This is a genomic window from Isachenkonia alkalipeptolytica (genome assembly GCF_009910325.1).
Lineage (GTDB): Bacteria > Bacillota > Clostridia > Peptostreptococcales > T1SED10-28 > Isachenkonia > Isachenkonia alkalipeptolytica.
In genome coordinates this window covers 104,899-121,587 of record NZ_SUMG01000007.1, presented here as the reverse complement: position 1 = coordinate 121,587, position 16,689 = coordinate 104,899, and the positions used below count along the sequence as shown (strand labels likewise).

Genomic DNA, 16,689 nt, shown 5'->3' with positions numbered 1-16,689 from the left:
AAGAAAATAAACCATTACAACAAGACAATAAACCATGGAAACAAGGGGGAGAGATATATGGCAGAGTCAAGGGAAAACAAGTATGATCAGCACTTTCGATTGGACCTGGAGGGGGCGGTAGCCTATACCCGGGAGGTGCTGGATTTTTTTTCGAAGGATGCTAAGTTAAAGGGAGAAGAAATCGGAGACGGCAATATCAACTATGTGTTTCGGGTCTGGGAAGAGGGAGGGGAGGAGAAGAGATCCATTATTTTAAAACAGGGGGACAGTCTCCTGAGAAGCTCCGGAAGACCTCTGGATATCCGGCGAACCGAGATTGAGGCCAAGGCCTTAATGGGTTATGATAAGCGGAGCATCGGCCTTTCTCCCAGGGTGTATCAGTTCGATCCTGTAATGTCCCTTATTGCCATGGAGGATCTTTATGACCACGAAAATCTTCGAAAGGGCCTTCTGGCGGCGAAGGTGTACCCTCAACTGTCGGAGGACATCACCACTTTTATTGCTCGTAACACGCTGTTGACATCGGATCTGGCCATGGACCCCAAGGAGAAAAAGAAAAGCCAACGGGAGTTTGTGAACCCGGACATGTGCGATATCACCGAGGATTTGGTATTCACAGAGCCCTTTACGGATTATAAGGGGCGAAATGTGGTGCTTCCCGAAAACATGGAATTTGTGGAACGGGAGCTCTATAAAGACCGGGATCTCCATTTGGAAGCGGGAAAGTTGAAAGAGATTTTTATGAATCGGGGAGAAGCGTTGATTCATGGGGATCTTCATACGGGGTCGATCTTTGTTACCGAGGAATCCACCCGAGTGCTGGATGCGGAGTTTGCTTTTTATGGTCCCATCGCCTACGATCTTGGAAATTTTCTGGGGAACCTGTTTTTTCCCATGGCCTATCATCGCTTGGTCAATTTGGAGGAGGAGAAGAACCTGACCCGGGAAATGGATTTTCTCGTGTGGTTGGAGCAAACCATTGTGGCGGTGGTGGATCGATTTGTGCACAAGTGGAAACGGCTCTACGAAAGCAGGGTTACGGACTCTTTGTATAAACAAGAGGCTTATCGGGATTGGTATTTGGACCGAATTCTCGGGGAAAGCATGGCTATGGCGGGACTGGAAATTATTCGAAGGATCGTGGGAGACGCCAAGGTGGAGGACATAGAAAACATCAAGGATCTTGAGAAAAGAGTGAAAGTGGAACGGGTATTGATTCTTACCGGGAAAGAATTTGTGAAAGAGGGAAAGAGCTTTAAAGACGGTCGGGATCTTATCGAAGGTTTTGAAAAAGCGATTTACGATACTGAAAAAATGGAGGAAAATGCTGATGACACAAATTAAGGTAGGAGTAAGCACCTGTTTGCTTGGCCAGGAGGTACGATACGACGGACAGCATAAGCTGGATCGATTTGTACGGGACGTGTTAGGGGAGTATTTTGATTATGTTCCCGTGTGCCCCGAGGTGGAGTGCGGACTGCCCACGCCCCGGGAGGCCATGCGACTGGTTGGGGATGTAGAAAACCCCCGATTGGTGACCAACAAAACTCATATGGACCATACCGAGCGTATGCTGGAATATACGAAGAATAAACTGGAAAAACTGGAAGAGGAAAATCTTCACGGTTTTATCTTTAAAAAGGATTCTCCCAGTTCCGGGTTATACCGGGTAAAAGTCTACAATGATAAGGGCGTTGGGGAAAAAAAGGGGTCCGGTCTTTTTGCCGGAGCTTTTGTGAAGCATTTCCCCAACATTCCCGTGGAGGAAGAAGGGAGACTGAACGACCCCCATCTTCGGGAGAACTTTATTGTTCGGGTTTTCGCCCATCATCGTTGGAAGGAATTTTTAGCCGGGGAGCCCTCTCTAGGAGATTTAGTGGAGTTTCATACCCGGGAAAAACTGTTGTTGATGGCCCACAGTGTGGAGCATTACCGAAGTCTGGGAAAACTTACGGCCCAGGCGGGAGATCTTCCCAGGGAAGAGCTGTTTTCAAAATTCGAGGAGCTATTCCTGGAAGCTCTGACCTTTCATGCTACGGTGAAGAAAAACACCAATGTACTGCATCATATTCTGGGATACTTTAAAGAGGATATCAGTGCCTGGGAAAAGCAAGAGGTATTAGGTTTGGTGGACCGGTATCATGAGAAACAGGTACCCCTGATTGTGCCCATGACGCTATTGAATCATTTTATCAACAAATACGATAAGACCTATTTGAAAAAACAGCGGTACTTAAACCCCCATCCTAAGGAGCTGATGTTACGGAACAAGGTGTAGTGTCGGAAGTTTCGGCGGCAGTTTCATCGGAAGTATCGGTTGAAGTTTCGGTGGAAGTCCCGGCGGCAGTCCCGGTGGAAGTCCCTGTGGAAATCCGGTTTTTCCCCTGCTGTTTAGCCTCGTAGAGGTACCGGTCCGCCCGCTGAAACAGGGTGTCTTTATCCTCGCCGGGGACCGCCTCGGCAAGGCCCACACTGAGGGTTACGGATGTATGCTCCATATCGGGAAAACCGTGATCGGCCATGGAAGTCCGCAGGCTCTCCAACAGTTGGTAGACTTCCGCCGGCTCCTTGTCGGTGAAGATGATTCCGAACTCTTCCCCGCCGTAGCGGGCACCGAAATCATCGCTGCCCAGGTGTTCTTTAATGAGGGTTGCTGTCTGTTGGATCACCCGGTCCCCGGTGGAATGGCCGTAGGTGTCGTTTACGGATTTAAAATCGTCCAGGTCCAAAAGGGCCAGGTACAGAGGGAATTCCTGGTTTTCCAGCTGTTCCAACAGGGGATGCAGGTATTCATGGAAGGTCTTATGATTGTAAAGATCCGTGGGGAGATCAATCTTCGACATTTTCTCCATGACCACATTTTTCATGAATAAATCCTTTTCATTTTCCAGGGAGGCCTCCAGCTTTTGAATAATTTCCTTTCCCTTGGCGGTGATCTGAATGCTTAAATAATACACGGAGCAGATGAGAAAGAGAAAGTTGATGATCATAATTTGGGTAAAGTCCCCATAGGGAGGATACCATAGCAAAAATGCGATGAAGGCGCATAAACTGATGATCAGGGCAAAGGTAATTTTTTGCCGGTGAAAGGTGATGGCGGCCATGAATATGGGCATTAGAAAAAGGCTTAAAAGGACCATGGGAATGGTATCGTGAATCAGCATTAAGCTTATGGAGATCAGCAGGGTATGTAAAATCAAAATATAGTCCTTATATTTCGGAAGCTTTGCCACCAGAAATTCGGCGAAGAGCATCATGGAAAGGGTCACCGCTGCGGGAAGGGCTACTCGATAAACCAGGTAATAGGAACGCTGAAATTCCGTAAAGAAAATATTGACAACAGGAGAGAAAATCGCCATGGTAACCGCCACCCAAAGATAGTTGAGCATCCGTCGGGTCCATTTTTTTTCATAGATAGATAAATCCATTGCAAACCATCCTTTCGATTCAAACCGGAGCTGTTTAAGGGGAATCCTACCAAGCTCATAGGATTGCCGATGTTATAAGAATTATGAAAGTCGGTTTTTTTCAATATTCTTCCTTGTGTGCTGAAACATACTATACTTCGTGTGCTGAAACACATTATACTTCAATTCTGACAATGAATCAAAACAGATATTGGGAAATCCGATTTTTAAGGCGCCGGAACCCATGGATCGAAAATCATTAGGTTCCCTTTTCCAGGAAGAATACCCAGAGTTTTGGATACAACCGACTGGGCAATTAAACCTACAAATTTGGGTTATCAAGGGTTTGAAGAGTTGAAGGGATAAAGGAATTCATAAAACCCCCTTTCATTTTTCTGATAATATGATATAATCGATTTACATAATATAAAGAAGAATAATTATTTGCTGATTTAATATGTGAAAAGAGCAACTGTTCACGATAAAAGCAAACCAAGGGAAATCTTGGGACGCAAAGCTATAGGGCCTAAGGAGGCAGCCAGCTACCGAACGACCGGTTTTTTTGTTGGGATAAACCCCGAATACTTTTCGCTGATAAAGGCAAACCAATAGGAATATTGGGACGCAAAGCTATAGGGTCTGAGAAGGCAGCCAGCTACCAAAGGAGGAGTAGGTTTTGAAAAAATTACTGATTATAATGACCATAGGGGCACTGCTGACCACCACCTCTTTCCTGTTTGCAAACAGCGAAGAGGAATTAATAGAAGAAAATTCTCCGGAGGGAGTAATCCAGCGAGGGGCCAATGAAATCCGAAGCCTTCCTCATTTTGATAACAGAACCCTGTTGAAGGATGACCAGGGGAATTGGCATATTATCAACGATTCAAAGGCTGAAAAGGAAAGTCGGGAAGATGAAGCGGCTCAATTAGAGAATAAATCAGATGGTGAATCAGATAAAGAACAAGAGGAAAGGAAGGAAGACCCAGGTAGCGCTGAAGGTGAAGTTGCTGAAGGAACTGATACTTCCGCTGACGGCTCCGGCGAGGATTCTTCGGAGGACAGTGCCTCAAGTTCTTCCGAATCGAAAAATTTGAGTGGGTCTGAAACCAAGGAAGAAAACAAAAGTGAGAGCAATGACGAAGCGGCGGAGGAAATTGAAACCGTAGCCGTAACACCGCCCAGATCTCCCAACGTCCCCTCCTACAGTGTGGACCGGGTAGGGATCCATCATAATGATGAAGGGGCTGTAACCGTGGTTTATCCCGGGGCTTCTGAAAAGCGCCTGCGGGTACTGGTTGAAAAAGGCGGAGAACGGTCGGCCTACAATCTGCATGACGGAACAAAAAACGCCGATGCCGTCGCTACGTATCCCCTGGAACGGGGAGACGGAACCTATCTGGTGCGGATCATGGAAAATACGGAGGGCAACAGCTACCGGGAACTGCACCGTAAGGAAGTAACTCTGAAAAGTCAACAAAAGCACGCCGTATACCTCAACTCCATTCAGGAGATCAACTGGAGCACCTCGGATCCCGCAATTCAGGAAGCGGCCCGTTTAACCGCAGGCAAGTCTTCCGATCGGGAGAAAGTACGGGCGGTGTATGATTATATGGTGCAAAACGTAACCTACGACCATGATAAAGTGGATCAGTTAAACACTTTTTACTTGCCGGATATCAATGAGACCTTCCGGAACCAAAAAGGAATTTGCTACGACTATGCATCCTTATTTGCAGCCATGCTTCGAAGTCGGGGGATTCCCATCCGAATGGTCAAGGGATACTCTGATGCCGTGGGCAATGGAGAAGTATACCATGCCTGGAACGAAGTGTATTTGGCCGATGAAGGTCGCTGGGTAATCATCGACACCACCCACGACGCTTCCCATGTACAGCAGGGACAAGCCGTGGATATGATCAAAGGTTCCGATGGTTTTTCTGTAACCCATAGATTGTAAGCCTGCAATTGTATTGGTGCATCGGTTGTACTCCAATTGTTTTAGTACAATGGTATTAGTACAACGGCTTTACGCCAACGGTTATAGTCTAATTGTTTTAGTACAACGATTATAATCCAACGGTAATAATAATGAAGATAATCCAAGGCAACCGAGCCTGTTTACTCATAGAAAACTGAACACCTGTAGAAAACTGAACACCTGCAGAAAACTGAACACTTGTAGAAAACTGAACACCTGTAGAAAACTGAACACCTGTAGAAAACTGAACACCTGCAGAAAACTGAACACTTGTAGAAGACTGAACACCTGTAGAAAACTGAACACCTGCAGAAGACTGAACACCTGCAGAAAACTGAACACCTGATGAACACCCTAAAATCGACATAGTGTTTTGGGGCGAGGATCCATCCCTTAGCAAAGGGCTTTTGGATCCAAGCCTCCTTATTGCAATAAGACATAGCAGAGGCCTCCGGAAAACCCCCGGGGGCTTTTTGCATGGGAGCGTCTCCAGGAGGAAGGCAGCGCAGGCTTTGGTGTGGTGGTTTTCCGCGGGTGGTTTTGGCGGGAGCTTTTCTGCGAGAGCTTTTCCGCGGGTGTTTTTCTGCGGGAGCTTTTGGCGCAGGGCCTTTGCGCCGAATTTTCTCCGGCAGATCCTGACGGAAAAATTTTTGTTGTGCAGGGTCTTTTTCTGTGTTAGTATAAATAGAAGTAAAAAAGTGAATATCTTGTTCACCTTTTAAATCGGTCCCGAGAGGCCGGAAAAGGAGAAGAGCAACAGGACTTCTCCTTGTATACAACATACAAAGGAGGTTTTTTTATGTCAGAAAGTACGTTAGCAAAAAAGATGGAAGTATCAAAAGAGCAAAGCACCATACAACAGAATATGAAACGGGTGATTTTAGGACTGCAGCATTTAATTGCAATGTTCGGAGCAACGATTTTAGTTCCCATGATTACCGGATTTGACCCGTCAGTAGCACTTATCGCAGCTGGATCAGGAACTTTGTTATTTCATTTGGTAACAAAGGGAAAGGTACCGGTTTTTTTAGGGTCTTCTTTCGCCTTCATCCCCGTGATCCTTTATGTGGCAAGCACCTATGGAGATTTAGCCTATGCCCAGGGAGGGCTGATGGTGGCGGGAGGCATTTACGTGATCCTGTCCCTGCTGATTAAAAAAATCGGCATCGGAAGAATTCGAAAATACCTACCGGCCCAGGTGGTGGGACCGATGATCATTGTCATCGGCCTGAGCTTAATTCCCGTGGCCATCGATATGGCCTCCGCAGGCCTCAGCCTGGCGGCCCTGACCTTAGGAACCGCCTTGGTGGTAACGAAGTTCGGAAAAGGATTCTCCAAGCAATTATCGATTTTAATCGCCGTAGCTACAGGATACATTGTAGCCTTAGCCTGGGGCGCCGTGGATACCGCCGTAATCACGGAAGCAAGTCTTTTACAAATGCCCAACTTCAGAGCACCGAAGTTTGACATCGGCGCCATACTGATTATCGCACCGGTGGTACTGGCGGTATTTATGGAGCACATCGGAGACATCACCACCAACGGAGAAGTGGTGGGTAAGAACTTCATCAAAGATCCGGGACTGAACCGGACCTTACTGGGAGACGGCATCGCCACCTTGTTCGCAAGCATGATCGGCGGACCGGCGAACACCACCTATGGTGAGAACACCGGCGTATTGGCCATCACCAAAAACTACGACCCGGCGGTGCTTCGAATCGCCGCAGTCTTCGCCATCATTCTAGGATTTGTAGCCAAAGTCGGCGGCGTACTGACCTCCATCCCTGTAGCGGTAATGGGAGGCATCAGTCTGATGCTCTTCAGCATGATCGCCTTGGTCGGAGTAAAAACCTTAAAGAAAAATAAAGACGTGGCCTTTCAAAAGAAAAACCTTGTGGTCATTGCCAGCATCCTACTATTAGGCCTTGGAACCAGCTACCTTGAAACCTACACGGGAATCGTAATCGGCATCCCAGTAACCGAAGGGGTGCAAATCACCGGTCTGAGCCTGGCCGCCATCCTAGGCGTCGCTTTAAACGCCGTCTTAAACCGAGGGGAAGCCCCAACCGCCAACAGCGCCACAGAGTAAGCGGACACCGGATGACAGCGGGAAGATGACAGCGGGACGGACTTTTTGTCATCTTGTATGACAGCGGGACGGATTTTTTGTCATCTTGTATGACAGCGGGACGGATTTTTTGTCATCTTTAAGTTGGGAATCCCTAAAAACGGAGTTAAGGGACGAAGAAACTATGTCCCGATGAAAACCCAAATGCTATAAAAAAACCAAATGCTATAAAAAACTGAAATGCTATAAAAAACTGAAATGCAATGAAAAACGAAATGCAATGAAAACCAATATATAGGCAAAACGAAATACAATGAAAACCGAAAACAGGAGGACACGAGCATCAATAGCGTGTCCTCTTTTCTTTTTTATACTGTCTTCGAAATAAGATTTTTTTCTGAAGGAGAGGGCGCTCAATACGTTGCCTAGAACCCGTCCTAGGGAAAGGGATCCGGGAAATGGGAAAAATAATCAAAAAAATAGGATGAAGCACTACTTGTTAGGAGTTTCCTATGATATAATAGAGAAAATGTGACTTTAGACCTATACTCTATAAAGGAGGACGGCGCTAGGAGTAAAGGCAGGAATGAAGACTCCCGCCTAAACGCTTTAACGTTTGAGAAGGGAGCCCTCTTGGCTAGTATGATAGACGGATGACGGCTGGCATTAGGCGGCTGGCATTAGAGGGCTGGCATTAGAGGGCTGGCAGCATACAGTTTGCAGTATACAGTTGCACTAGGCGTTTGACAGTCGGTAATAAACAACTGATAAAACTTTATTAAGGGAATAAAAAGCAAAACAACCGGGGGATGGTTTGAATTTCGACATAAAAATAAGTTTATGTTAGGAGGAGACCAATGGGGGAAATCGTAAGTGTATCTTTAGGGAATCGGGATTTACAGTGGTTTATGATCGTTGTTATGACAGGGGTGTTTATCGTTATTTTGGCCTACAGGTTTGAACGAAATCATCTGCGAAGGGGACAGGAGAATCAGGAGATTCGCTGGATGAAAACCATTGCGGAAAATGTAATGGACTTGATTTTGATACTGGATGAAAAGGGGAAGGTTCAATATATCACCCCCTCCATCACCCGGTTTTTGGGCTACAGAGATCAGGAAATTAAGGGAAAAGCCATTTTAGACTATATACATCCGGAGGATAAAGATACGGTATTAAAAAGGTTTCAGCAGGGCAGGGAAGATCACCGAAAAATTGAAGGGCGTTTTTTACATAAGGATGGTTACTACGTATATCTTTCCGCCCAAGTAAAGCATCTCTACGATGGAAAGGGAGAAAGCACCGGAGCCGTGATCAGCTGCCAGGATATCACCGAGCGAAAACGAACGGAAAATCGCCTAAGGAGCCTTCGGTTTAAAGACGTATTAACGGGGCTTTATAATAGAGGATATTTCGAAGAACAGGTGCCTAAGTATCTGGAAAAGGAAAACTATCCCTTAAGTATTATTGTGGGGGATATCGATGATCTGAAAAAAATCAATGATAACTATGGCCATCTACGGGGAGACTGGATTTTAGGAGTCGTGGGCAGGGTGCTAAAAAACAATTGCCGCAAGGGAGATTTGGTATGCCGAATAGGCGGGGATGAGTTTGTGATGCTGTTGCCGAAAACCCAGGAAAAGGAAGTGGAAATCGTAATGGCGCGCATTGAAAAGGAAGCCGCCTCCCTGGGAAAAAAGGGTGTAAACTGCGGGATTTCCTTGGGCTCCCATACCGTAATGGATCCTGTAGGAAGCATTGAGGAAGCGATGGAAAAGGCAGACCGAAACATGTACCGGAGAAAAAGCGAACGAAAAAAAGCGGTGTAGCGGGATATACGATTGAGGTTTCAACATAAGCAGAAGACCCAAGGAGGAAAAACCTTTTTGGGTTTTTTTGATGGGTGAAAAGAGAAAAAACCGGAAGGGATATGTTATACTATTTAGGAAAGCGAAGAACACGGCAAAACTACAAAAAACAATTTGAATTGGCAAATCTCAGTTTAATATATCATGAAGAACTTTGGGATCTCAGACGCGAGAGGTTCAAAGGAGAGGTTCAAACATAAGAAAAGGAGACCAAAGAATGATCGAAGGATGGATACAAATTATCGCCGATACCCTGCTTCTTTTTTCCATCGGTGTGGCGGGATGGTTGGTGTTTTCTTTTTTAAAACTCCCTGTACCGGGGATTTTAGGGACCATGGTGTTTATCGGAACCCTTAGAATTTTAGAGGTGGATATTCCCTATGCCCCCGGTTTTATCTCCCCCATTGTGCAAATTATTTTGGGGATCTTTATCGGATCGAAAATCACCAAGGAGACGGTGAAGGATTTAAAATCTTTACTGAAACCGGCGATTGTAATTATTATCTGGACCATGCTCATCGTTTTCGGGTTTGGTTACGGTCTGCACCGGGTTACGGAGTTGGACCTTTTTACGTCGATCCTCTCATCCAGTATGGGCGGGCTTCCGGAGATGACTATTTTATCCATGGAAACGTCGGCGGATATTACGGTTGTGGTGATTATGCATACGGTTCGGATGATGGCTACGATGTTTTTGTTTCCCGTTATTTTTAAGCGCTTCATGGTAAGGGGAAGAAAAACCCTGGTGGATACCGTTGTAAAAGAAGGCGGGAAGACTTCTGCGGATCAGTCCAAAAGCGTAGCGGTACCACAGAGCAGCGACAGTGGTGTTCGGAGGAAAACCCCTACCTTTATGGAACCCTATATTCGGGACATTAAACGGTTCCGTCAAAAACTCAAAGCCTTATTTTCCAGTAAAGAAAAGTTTGTTTACAGTTTTAAAATCCGGGGAGTGTCTATTGGCCTTGCGGCTCTGGGGGGTTACGTGTTTTACAACTTCGGAGTGCCGGCGGGGGGAATGGTGGGAGCCATGGTTTTTATAGCGGTGGCTTCCATTTACGGAGTCAGAATCAAGGCCCCATCCTCCTTTACCTTCGAATTTTTGCTGATCGGGATTGCCATTACCATATCCGACAATTTTTCCAGTGAAACCATGGATATGCTGACCTCGGGAGAGCTGATACTGCCGGTGGTACTGTCTACGGTGGTGGTATTCGGAACCTCTATTTTGGTGGCGAAGCTTCTTGAAAAGATTACGGACTGGGACTTTCCCACCTGCTTTTTAGCCGCGGCGCCGGCAGGCTTTACGGTGATGAGTACCCTGGCGATCAAATATGATAAAAACCCCTTTATCGTGTCGATGCTTCATCTGGGTCGGATCATGTCGATTAAGTTGGTGGTTCCCTTTGCTTTTATGATTTTAATGGGTTAGTCGGGGTAAGTATAGAGAAAATACCATGGGTTGAAAGGGTGATTTGATGAGAATTGATCGATATTTGGAATACGCAAAGGATGTAAAAAATGCTTTATTGGACGGGAAGCCTGTGGTGGCCTTGGAATCCACCATCCTTTCCCATAATCTCCCGTACCCGGAGAATATAGAGATTGTAAAAAAAGTAGGAGGGATTATCGAATCCCAGGGGGCGGTACCTGCAACCATAGCGATTATCAAGGGGCGAATTAAAATCGGCCTCACCAAAGAAGAGCTGGAGTTTTTGGGAGAGTCCCGGGAGATTAAAAAAGCCAGCCGCCGGGACATCCCGATGATCCTTGCTCGGGAAGAGCACGGCGCCACCACTGTGGCCGCCACCATGGTGCTGGCGGACCTGGCAAAGATCAAAGTCTTCGTCACCGGCGCCATCGGCGGGGTGCACTGCGGCGCGGAAACCACCTTCGATGTTTCCGCTGACTTAGAGGAGCTGAGCCGGACCAACGTGGCCGTGGTCTGCGCCGGGGTAAAACCTACCCAGGACATCGGTCGAACCTTAGAGGTCCTGGAGAGCAAAGGGGTGCCGGTAATCGGCTACGGAACTTCGGAGTTTCCCGCTTTTTACACCGCAAAAAGCGGCTACGGCGTAAACACTTTCGTGGAAGACGAGAAGGAGCTGGCCCTGGCCATTAAATTTAAATGGGCCCTGGGCTTAAAGGGGGGTGTCGTGGCGGCGAATCCGATTCCGATAGAGGACGCTCTGGACCAGGACCTGATCGACCGCAGCGTGGAGGAAGGCTTCATGGAAGGTAAAAAGGAGAACATTCAGGGAAAGGCCTGGACCGCTTATCTTCATAACCGGATCAAAAGCAATGTAGGGGACGCCTGGATTAAAAGCAACGGGGCCCTGCTGTATAATAACGCCAAAGTCGGCGCCGCCCTGGCCAAGGAATTGAATGATATTTTGTACCGCTAAAGGATGGGATGACAGCGGGACGGAGTTTTTGTCATCTAAAAATAAAAAGATGACAAAAACTCCGTCCCGCTGTCATCTCCTGTCATCTGCCGTCCCGCTGTCAGCCCGGTCATCTTTTCTGCCGCCTGATGGCGCCTCTGACACTTTAGTATAGCAACGTTAAAACTATTTAGGAAATGGAGTGAGAAAATGCTAACCCTGATAAAAAACGGAGAAGTTTACGGACCGGATTACTTAGGAAAGCAGGATATTTTACTTGCGGGCACAAAAATCGCCATGATTGGAAAGAGCATTCCGACCCCCGAGGGCCTGGAGGTCAAAGTGATTGATGCTACCGAAAAGAAGGTTGTGCCGGGATTTATCGACTCCCATGTACATCTGTTGGGAGGCGGCGGAGAAGGGGGATTTAAAACCCGGACCCCGGAAATTATGCTGACGGATATAACCAAAGGCGGTGTAACCACCGTGGTGGGTTGTCTTGGAACCGACGGGTTTACCCGGGATATGAAATCCCTAATAGCCAAAGCCCGGGGCCTCGAAGAAGAAGGAGTCTCCGCCTACTGCTATACCGGCTCCTATCAAGTGCCGGTTCGAACCACCACGGGATCCATCCAGGAGGATTTGATTCTGATCGATAAAATCATCGGCGTCGGAGAAATCGCCCTGTCGGACCACCGGTCCTCTCAGCCAACAATAGAAGAGCTGGAAAGGCTGACGGCGGAGGCCCGGGTCGGCGGCATCCTGTCGGGAAAAGCCGGTGTGGTCAATATCCATCTCGGAAGCGGAGAGCGGGGGCTGGAGTATCTTGAAAAAATCATCGACAAAACGGAAATCCCGCCGACTCAGTTTCTTCCCACCCATATGAACCGGGATGAGGAGCTGTTTCAAAAGGCCATCGCCTACGGAAAAAAAGGGGGACTAATGGATTTTACCACCTCCACAACGAAGAGGTTTTTGGAAGAGGGAGAAAGGAAGTGCTCCAAGGCCTTGGTAAGAGCCCTGAAATTGGGAATCAAACTGGAGCAGATCACCTTTAGCTCCGACGGGCAGGGAAGCCTTCCGGATTTTGACCGGCAGGGGAATTACATCGGACTGCAAGTGGGCCGAGTAACCTCGTTGTATGAAGAGGTGCGGGACGCAGTGCTCAGCGAAGGCTTAGACCTTGCCACGGCCCTGGCCGTCATTACGAAAAACCCTGCAACCATTCTTAAGCTTAAAAACAAAGGAGAAATCAAAAAAGGTTTCGACGGGGATTTGGTTCTTTTGGATCATGAATCCCTGGAAATTGACACCGTCATCGCCATGAACCAAGTGATGATCCGGGAAAAAGAAATTGCAATTAAAGGAACCTTTGAAAAGTAGGTTAACAGAAGCTGGCACTCTAGAGATTCATTCTCTAGGGTGTTTTTTTATTCGATGTCGCTTCCCCGGCGACCTTTTTTCTCTTAAATCATATTATAATTAAGAGGCAGATGACAGCGGGACGGAGTTTTTGTCATCTACCCAAATTCAACGTTTGAGGTGACGGCGGGACGGAGTTTTTGTCATCTATCCAAATTCAACGGTTACAGAAAACAGCCCATTGGATGGGAGAGACCAACAGAGATTGGGAAAACGCAATCTCCAAACAAACCAAGGAGGGGATCGGTGTGCCAAGAAATGCCAGAGTGAAAAGCAGTACCGGAATTTACCATATTATGATGAGAGGTATTGACAAACGCTTCATATTCCTGCAGAATCAAGATCATAAGCAGTTTCTGATTCAACTGCAAAGAGCTAAAGCAAAAAGTGACGGGAAGGTCCTGGCCTACTGTATGATGCAAAATCACGTCCATCTCCTATTGAAAGAGGGGGGCGAAGAGATCGGAAACACCGTAAGGCGGATCAACGTTGGCTATGCAAAGTACCACAATTCCACCCATGACCGGGTGGGACACTTGTTTCAAGGGCGGTTCAAAAGCGAAGCGGTAAATGATCAAGGCTATCTGTATACGGTTTTTCGCTACATCCATCAGAATCCTTTGAAGGCCGGGCTGGTAAATGAAATTGGAGACTATCCCTGGAGCAGCTACGGCGAGTATCTCAGAAAAAACCCCGTATACGTGGATGATGACTTCGACGACAATCCTTTGTGGCATCGATTTTCCAATAAAGAGGAATATCGGCGATTTCATCAGGAATCCTTGGAGGATCCATGCATGGATTTCATCGATAAGAAGAGGATCACGGAAAAAGGAATCAAAAATTTCATGGAATGCAATCGGAGATTTCAGGAGTTGCAGGGGATTTCCATAACCGACAGGAATGCCAGGATTAAAAAATTCAAGGAAGAAACGGGAGCCAGTATCCGGCAAATGGAAAAGGCCTTGGGGATTGGAAGAGGTGTGATTCAAAAAGCTCTTAAATAGAAGGTTTCTAGGGGTTATTTTGAGATCTTTTTAGAGGTGTTTTTTAGAATCTGGGTCCTGGATGTTGTACCTATGAAAATTAACGGAGATATTGAGGCGGACAGTTTCCAAAAAGATGACAAAAACTCCGTCCCGCTGTCATCCTTGTTACTCACCAATAAGAAATGGAGCGAAGAAAATGAAAAAAACACTGGGAGTTCGATGGATAGGGATTATGATCTTGGGATTGATGATAGTATTTGGTGTGGGATGCCAGGGGGAGGAAGAAAGTGTGGCAGCTCCGATCATAGTGGAAGAAGATGTTGGCAAGGGGGCGGAAAATGTAATCGGGGGAGCCGGAGAAGAGGATCAAGAGAAAAGAGATTTCGTGGTGATCCTGGATCCAGGACATGGCGGCACGGAGACTGGGAGACAGGCCTTTGGATATGATGAGAAGGATCTGAACAATCAACTGACGGAAAAAGTTGCAAAGGAACTGGAGGATCGGGGAATCACCCTGGAGTATACCCGGCACTACTCCGAGGATTATGATTTAAGTCTTTCAAAGCGTATGAAAATCGCCAACGGGATGGAGGCGGATTTGTTCCTGAGCATTCATCACGATGGCAGTATACATGCAGAAGCAAGAGGGGTTACCGTGTTTTACAGTACTTATCGACCGCTGATTTCTGTAGACAGCGCCTATTTACGTACGGAGGATGGAGAACAGGTCTATGAATTGATCGGAGAAGTGGGGAATGAGGAAGGGCGGAAAAACTATGTCTACTACGATGCTGAGGGAAATGAAGCATTCTCCAATCCCACCCATGATTCTTTAGAACCCTTTGAAGAAAACCCTTCTGAAGAAGCGGTGCTCAGCGGGATTTTAGCAGAAGAATTAGCGGAGGCTTTGGCCGAGACCGGATTATGGAATCGCGGAGCCATTGATGCCCCTTATTTTGTAGCAAGACGGAGTGTGCATCCGGCAGTTTTGGTTGAGGCAGGATTTATGACCAATTTAGAGGAGTTGGAAGGAATCATTGATCCGATTACGCAGCAGCAACGGGCAGAAGCTATCGCGGATACGGTATATAAGTTCCTAGTAGATCACAGTGAAAAAGGAATGTAGTGCATCGCCACTGGTTTCTTTACTTATGCTTTGAGCAGGGTGGATCGCACCGGTTTCCGCCTTTGTTTTCCAGGAGGGATTGTGCCTCGAAAAAGTTGAGAGATGACAAAAACTCCGTCCCGCTGTCATCCCTGTCATCCTGCCATCAAATAGAATTGTCAATAAATAAAAAATTATGATACAATGTACAGGATATAAAAACTACAGGGGGCGGTAGGGCATGCAAAAAGGATTATTTCAGTACATAGGAGACAGTTTTAAGATATTATTCAACAACCGGATATTATTATTTGCCGGGGTAATGGAAGTGCTGTTGACGGGGATGCTGCTGATTATGACCTTCGGCGGGGCTCTGGGAGGGCCTCGGACAAGCTTGTTCACAATAATTTCCCTGGTGGCGATTATGGGGCTTGTGGCATCTTTTATGCTGGCAGGAAAAATCTATATGATCAAGAAAGTCTACGATCCCGATGAAGAGGAGCCGGTGGAAGTGGCAGATTACTTTGAAGGAATGAAACATTTCGGGTTCAAAGTTTTTGGGGGAAGCATGTTTCTGATCGTTTGTGTGCTGCTGGTTTTTGTTCCCCTGGTTTATGTTTTGGCAAGGACCGGAAGTGTTTTTTTAATTATCCTTGCAACGATTGCCTTAGCCGTGGCCCTGGTGTTTGTTACCCTTTGGGATACGATTCTGGTGGTGGATGATATTGATGTGGCCAGCGCCTATGGAGACAGTATTTCCTTTGTGAAAGCCAACTTCTGGGTGGTTCTGGGCTTGAATATTTTTGCCGGTTTCATCACCGCGGGGGATTTACTGGATCCCGCCGGGGCAGTAGGGAACGGACAGGAAGCAGGAGTCAATGTGGCTGTGGATCTATCCTTTCTGTATCAGTGGATCATCAACACCTTCGGAGCGGCAGGCTGGATTATCAGCTTACTGTTGCTGCTGGTACTCTCGGTGATCGCTACCATGGTTTTCGTAGATCTGTATATGGACCGGCGAGATCGATACGGAAGTTTTTCCTAAGAACGAAAAGTAGTTTTCTTAAGAATTAGGAAAGGGTTCCTTGGGGTTTGGGGTTTGGGACCGGGAGGACCGGGGAAAAATGCAGCAAACCTCAGCAAACCTCAGCAGTGCCATTCAGATAAGCAATTTTATCTCGAAACGCTTTAGAGAGGCTTACCTCTTTGGAGCGTTTTTTAAAATCCTTTGAAAGGCGAAAGACTTTGTGGTATAATAATTTTAGAAACTATTTAGATTGGCGAAGTATTGTATGGGGATAAAAAACCAATGGGCTTTACATCAGCGGAGAAGGACAGTTGCTATACCGGCTACACCGTAAACTGCCTGCTCCGCATAAGTTTTGCAGCTCCATCTTGGTTGAAAATTTCCGCACTGAAGTGGGGGACGCTCTCCATTTAGATAGAATCAAATTGTGCAGTTTCACTG

Annotated in this window: 13 protein-coding genes and 2 riboswitches; of the genes, 11 read left to right on the top strand and 2 right to left on the bottom strand. The window is 46.8% G+C overall.

The annotated features are described in order from the left end of the window. The first annotated feature begins 57 nt into the window (after positions 1–57). On the top strand, positions 58–1,344 hold the full coding sequence (mtnK, locus tag ISALK_RS07635) for an S-methyl-5-thioribose kinase (protein WP_160720854.1): 1,287 nt from the start codon (positions 58–60) through the stop codon (positions 1,342–1,344). Continuing rightward, positions 1,331–2,278: a YbgA family protein gene (locus tag ISALK_RS07630; protein WP_245394412.1), complete on the top strand. Its 948-nt coding sequence runs from the start codon at positions 1,331–1,333 to the stop codon at positions 2,276–2,278. Before mtnK ends, ISALK_RS07630 begins: the two co-directional genes overlap by 14 nt. Here the strand turns inward: ISALK_RS07630 and ISALK_RS07625 are convergent. Next, positions 2,247–3,428, bottom strand: coding sequence for a GGDEF domain-containing protein (locus ISALK_RS07625; RefSeq protein WP_160720850.1), 1,182 nt, complete (start codon positions 3,426–3,428; stop codon positions 2,247–2,249). The genes ISALK_RS07630 and ISALK_RS07625 overlap by 32 nt on opposite strands. A 455-nt stretch (positions 3,429–3,883) precedes the next feature. Further along, positions 3,884–3,957: riboswitch (cyclic di-GMP riboswitch) on the top strand. 39 nt (positions 3,958–3,996) lie between these two features. Beyond that, a riboswitch (cyclic di-GMP riboswitch) is annotated at positions 3,997–4,070 on the top strand. 13 nt (positions 4,071–4,083) lie between these two features. Here ISALK_RS07625 and ISALK_RS07620 point away from each other — a divergent pair. Next, complete coding sequence (locus ISALK_RS07620) at positions 4,084–5,364, top strand: transglutaminase-like domain-containing protein (protein ID WP_160720848.1); 1,281 nt, start codon at positions 4,084–4,086, stop codon at positions 5,362–5,364. Positions 5,365–5,473: 109 nt separating this feature from the next. Here the strand turns inward: ISALK_RS07620 and ISALK_RS07615 are convergent, their stop codons facing one another. Beyond that, a complete protein-coding gene (locus ISALK_RS07615; protein ID WP_160720846.1) occupies positions 5,474–6,100 on the bottom strand; it encodes a hypothetical protein in 627 nt (208 codons plus the stop codon). A gap of 84 nt (positions 6,101–6,184) precedes the next feature. Here ISALK_RS07615 and ISALK_RS07610 point away from each other — a divergent pair, with 84 nt between their 5' ends. The 8 genes from ISALK_RS07610 (at position 6,185) to ISALK_RS07575 (ending at position 16,266) form a co-directional block, all read left to right on the top strand. Further along, the gene (locus ISALK_RS07610; RefSeq protein WP_160720844.1) at positions 6,185–7,474 is read left to right on the top strand and encodes a uracil-xanthine permease family protein; all 1,290 of its coding nucleotides are present in this window, start codon (positions 6,185–6,187) and stop codon (positions 7,472–7,474) included. A gap of 836 nt (positions 7,475–8,310) precedes the next feature. Next, positions 8,311–9,282 carry a sensor domain-containing diguanylate cyclase gene (locus ISALK_RS07605; protein ID WP_160720842.1) on the top strand — a complete coding sequence of 324 codons (972 nt, stop codon included), beginning with the start codon at positions 8,311–8,313 and terminating at the stop codon, positions 9,280–9,282. Positions 9,283–9,538: 256 nt separating this feature from the next. Then, a complete protein-coding gene (locus tag ISALK_RS07600) occupies positions 9,539–10,753 on the top strand; it encodes an AbrB family transcriptional regulator (protein ID WP_160720840.1) in 1,215 nt (404 codons plus the stop codon). 46 nt (positions 10,754–10,799) lie between these two features. Beyond that, positions 10,800–11,726 carry a pseudouridine-5'-phosphate glycosidase gene (locus ISALK_RS07595; RefSeq protein WP_160720838.1) on the top strand — a complete coding sequence of 309 codons (927 nt, stop codon included), beginning with the start codon at positions 10,800–10,802 and terminating at the stop codon, positions 11,724–11,726. A gap of 189 nt (positions 11,727–11,915) precedes the next feature. Next, complete coding sequence (iadA, locus tag ISALK_RS07590) at positions 11,916–13,088, top strand: beta-aspartyl-peptidase (RefSeq protein ID WP_160720836.1); 1,173 nt, start codon at positions 11,916–11,918, stop codon at positions 13,086–13,088. 179 nt (positions 13,089–13,267) lie between these two features. After that, on the top strand, positions 13,268–14,134 hold the full coding sequence (locus tag ISALK_RS07585) for a transposase (RefSeq protein ID WP_160720834.1): 867 nt from the start codon (positions 13,268–13,270) through the stop codon (positions 14,132–14,134). A gap of 178 nt (positions 14,135–14,312) precedes the next feature. Next, positions 14,313–15,242: an N-acetylmuramoyl-L-alanine amidase family protein gene (locus ISALK_RS07580; protein ID WP_160720832.1), complete on the top strand. Its 930-nt coding sequence runs from the start codon at positions 14,313–14,315 to the stop codon at positions 15,240–15,242. Between the two features lie 220 nt (positions 15,243–15,462). Then, positions 15,463–16,266, top strand: coding sequence for a hypothetical protein (locus ISALK_RS07575; RefSeq protein ID WP_160720830.1), 804 nt, complete (start codon positions 15,463–15,465; stop codon positions 16,264–16,266). Positions 16,267–16,689: the final 423 nt, after the last annotated feature.

Coding starts and splice junctions, on each gene's coding strand:
- mtnK (WP_160720854.1), top strand. CDS start 58: ATGGCAGAGTCAAGGGAAAACAAGTATGATCAGCACTTTCGATTGGAC.
- ISALK_RS07630 (WP_245394412.1), top strand. CDS start 1,331: ATGACACAAATTAAGGTAGGAGTAAGCACCTGTTTGCTTGGCCAGGAG.
- ISALK_RS07625 (WP_160720850.1), bottom strand. CDS start 3,428: ATGGATTTATCTATCTATGAAAAAAAATGGACCCGACGGATGCTCAAC.
- ISALK_RS07610 (WP_160720844.1), top strand. CDS start 6,185: ATGTCAGAAAGTACGTTAGCAAAAAAGATGGAAGTATCAAAAGAGCAA.
- ISALK_RS07605 (WP_160720842.1), top strand. CDS start 8,311: ATGGGGGAAATCGTAAGTGTATCTTTAGGGAATCGGGATTTACAGTGG.
- ISALK_RS07600 (WP_160720840.1), top strand. CDS start 9,539: ATGATCGAAGGATGGATACAAATTATCGCCGATACCCTGCTTCTTTTT.
- ISALK_RS07595 (WP_160720838.1), top strand. CDS start 10,800: ATGAGAATTGATCGATATTTGGAATACGCAAAGGATGTAAAAAATGCT.
- iadA (WP_160720836.1), top strand. CDS start 11,916: ATGCTAACCCTGATAAAAAACGGAGAAGTTTACGGACCGGATTACTTA.
- ISALK_RS07580 (WP_160720832.1), top strand. CDS start 14,313: ATGAAAAAAACACTGGGAGTTCGATGGATAGGGATTATGATCTTGGGA.
- ISALK_RS07575 (WP_160720830.1), top strand. CDS start 15,463: ATGCAAAAAGGATTATTTCAGTACATAGGAGACAGTTTTAAGATATTA.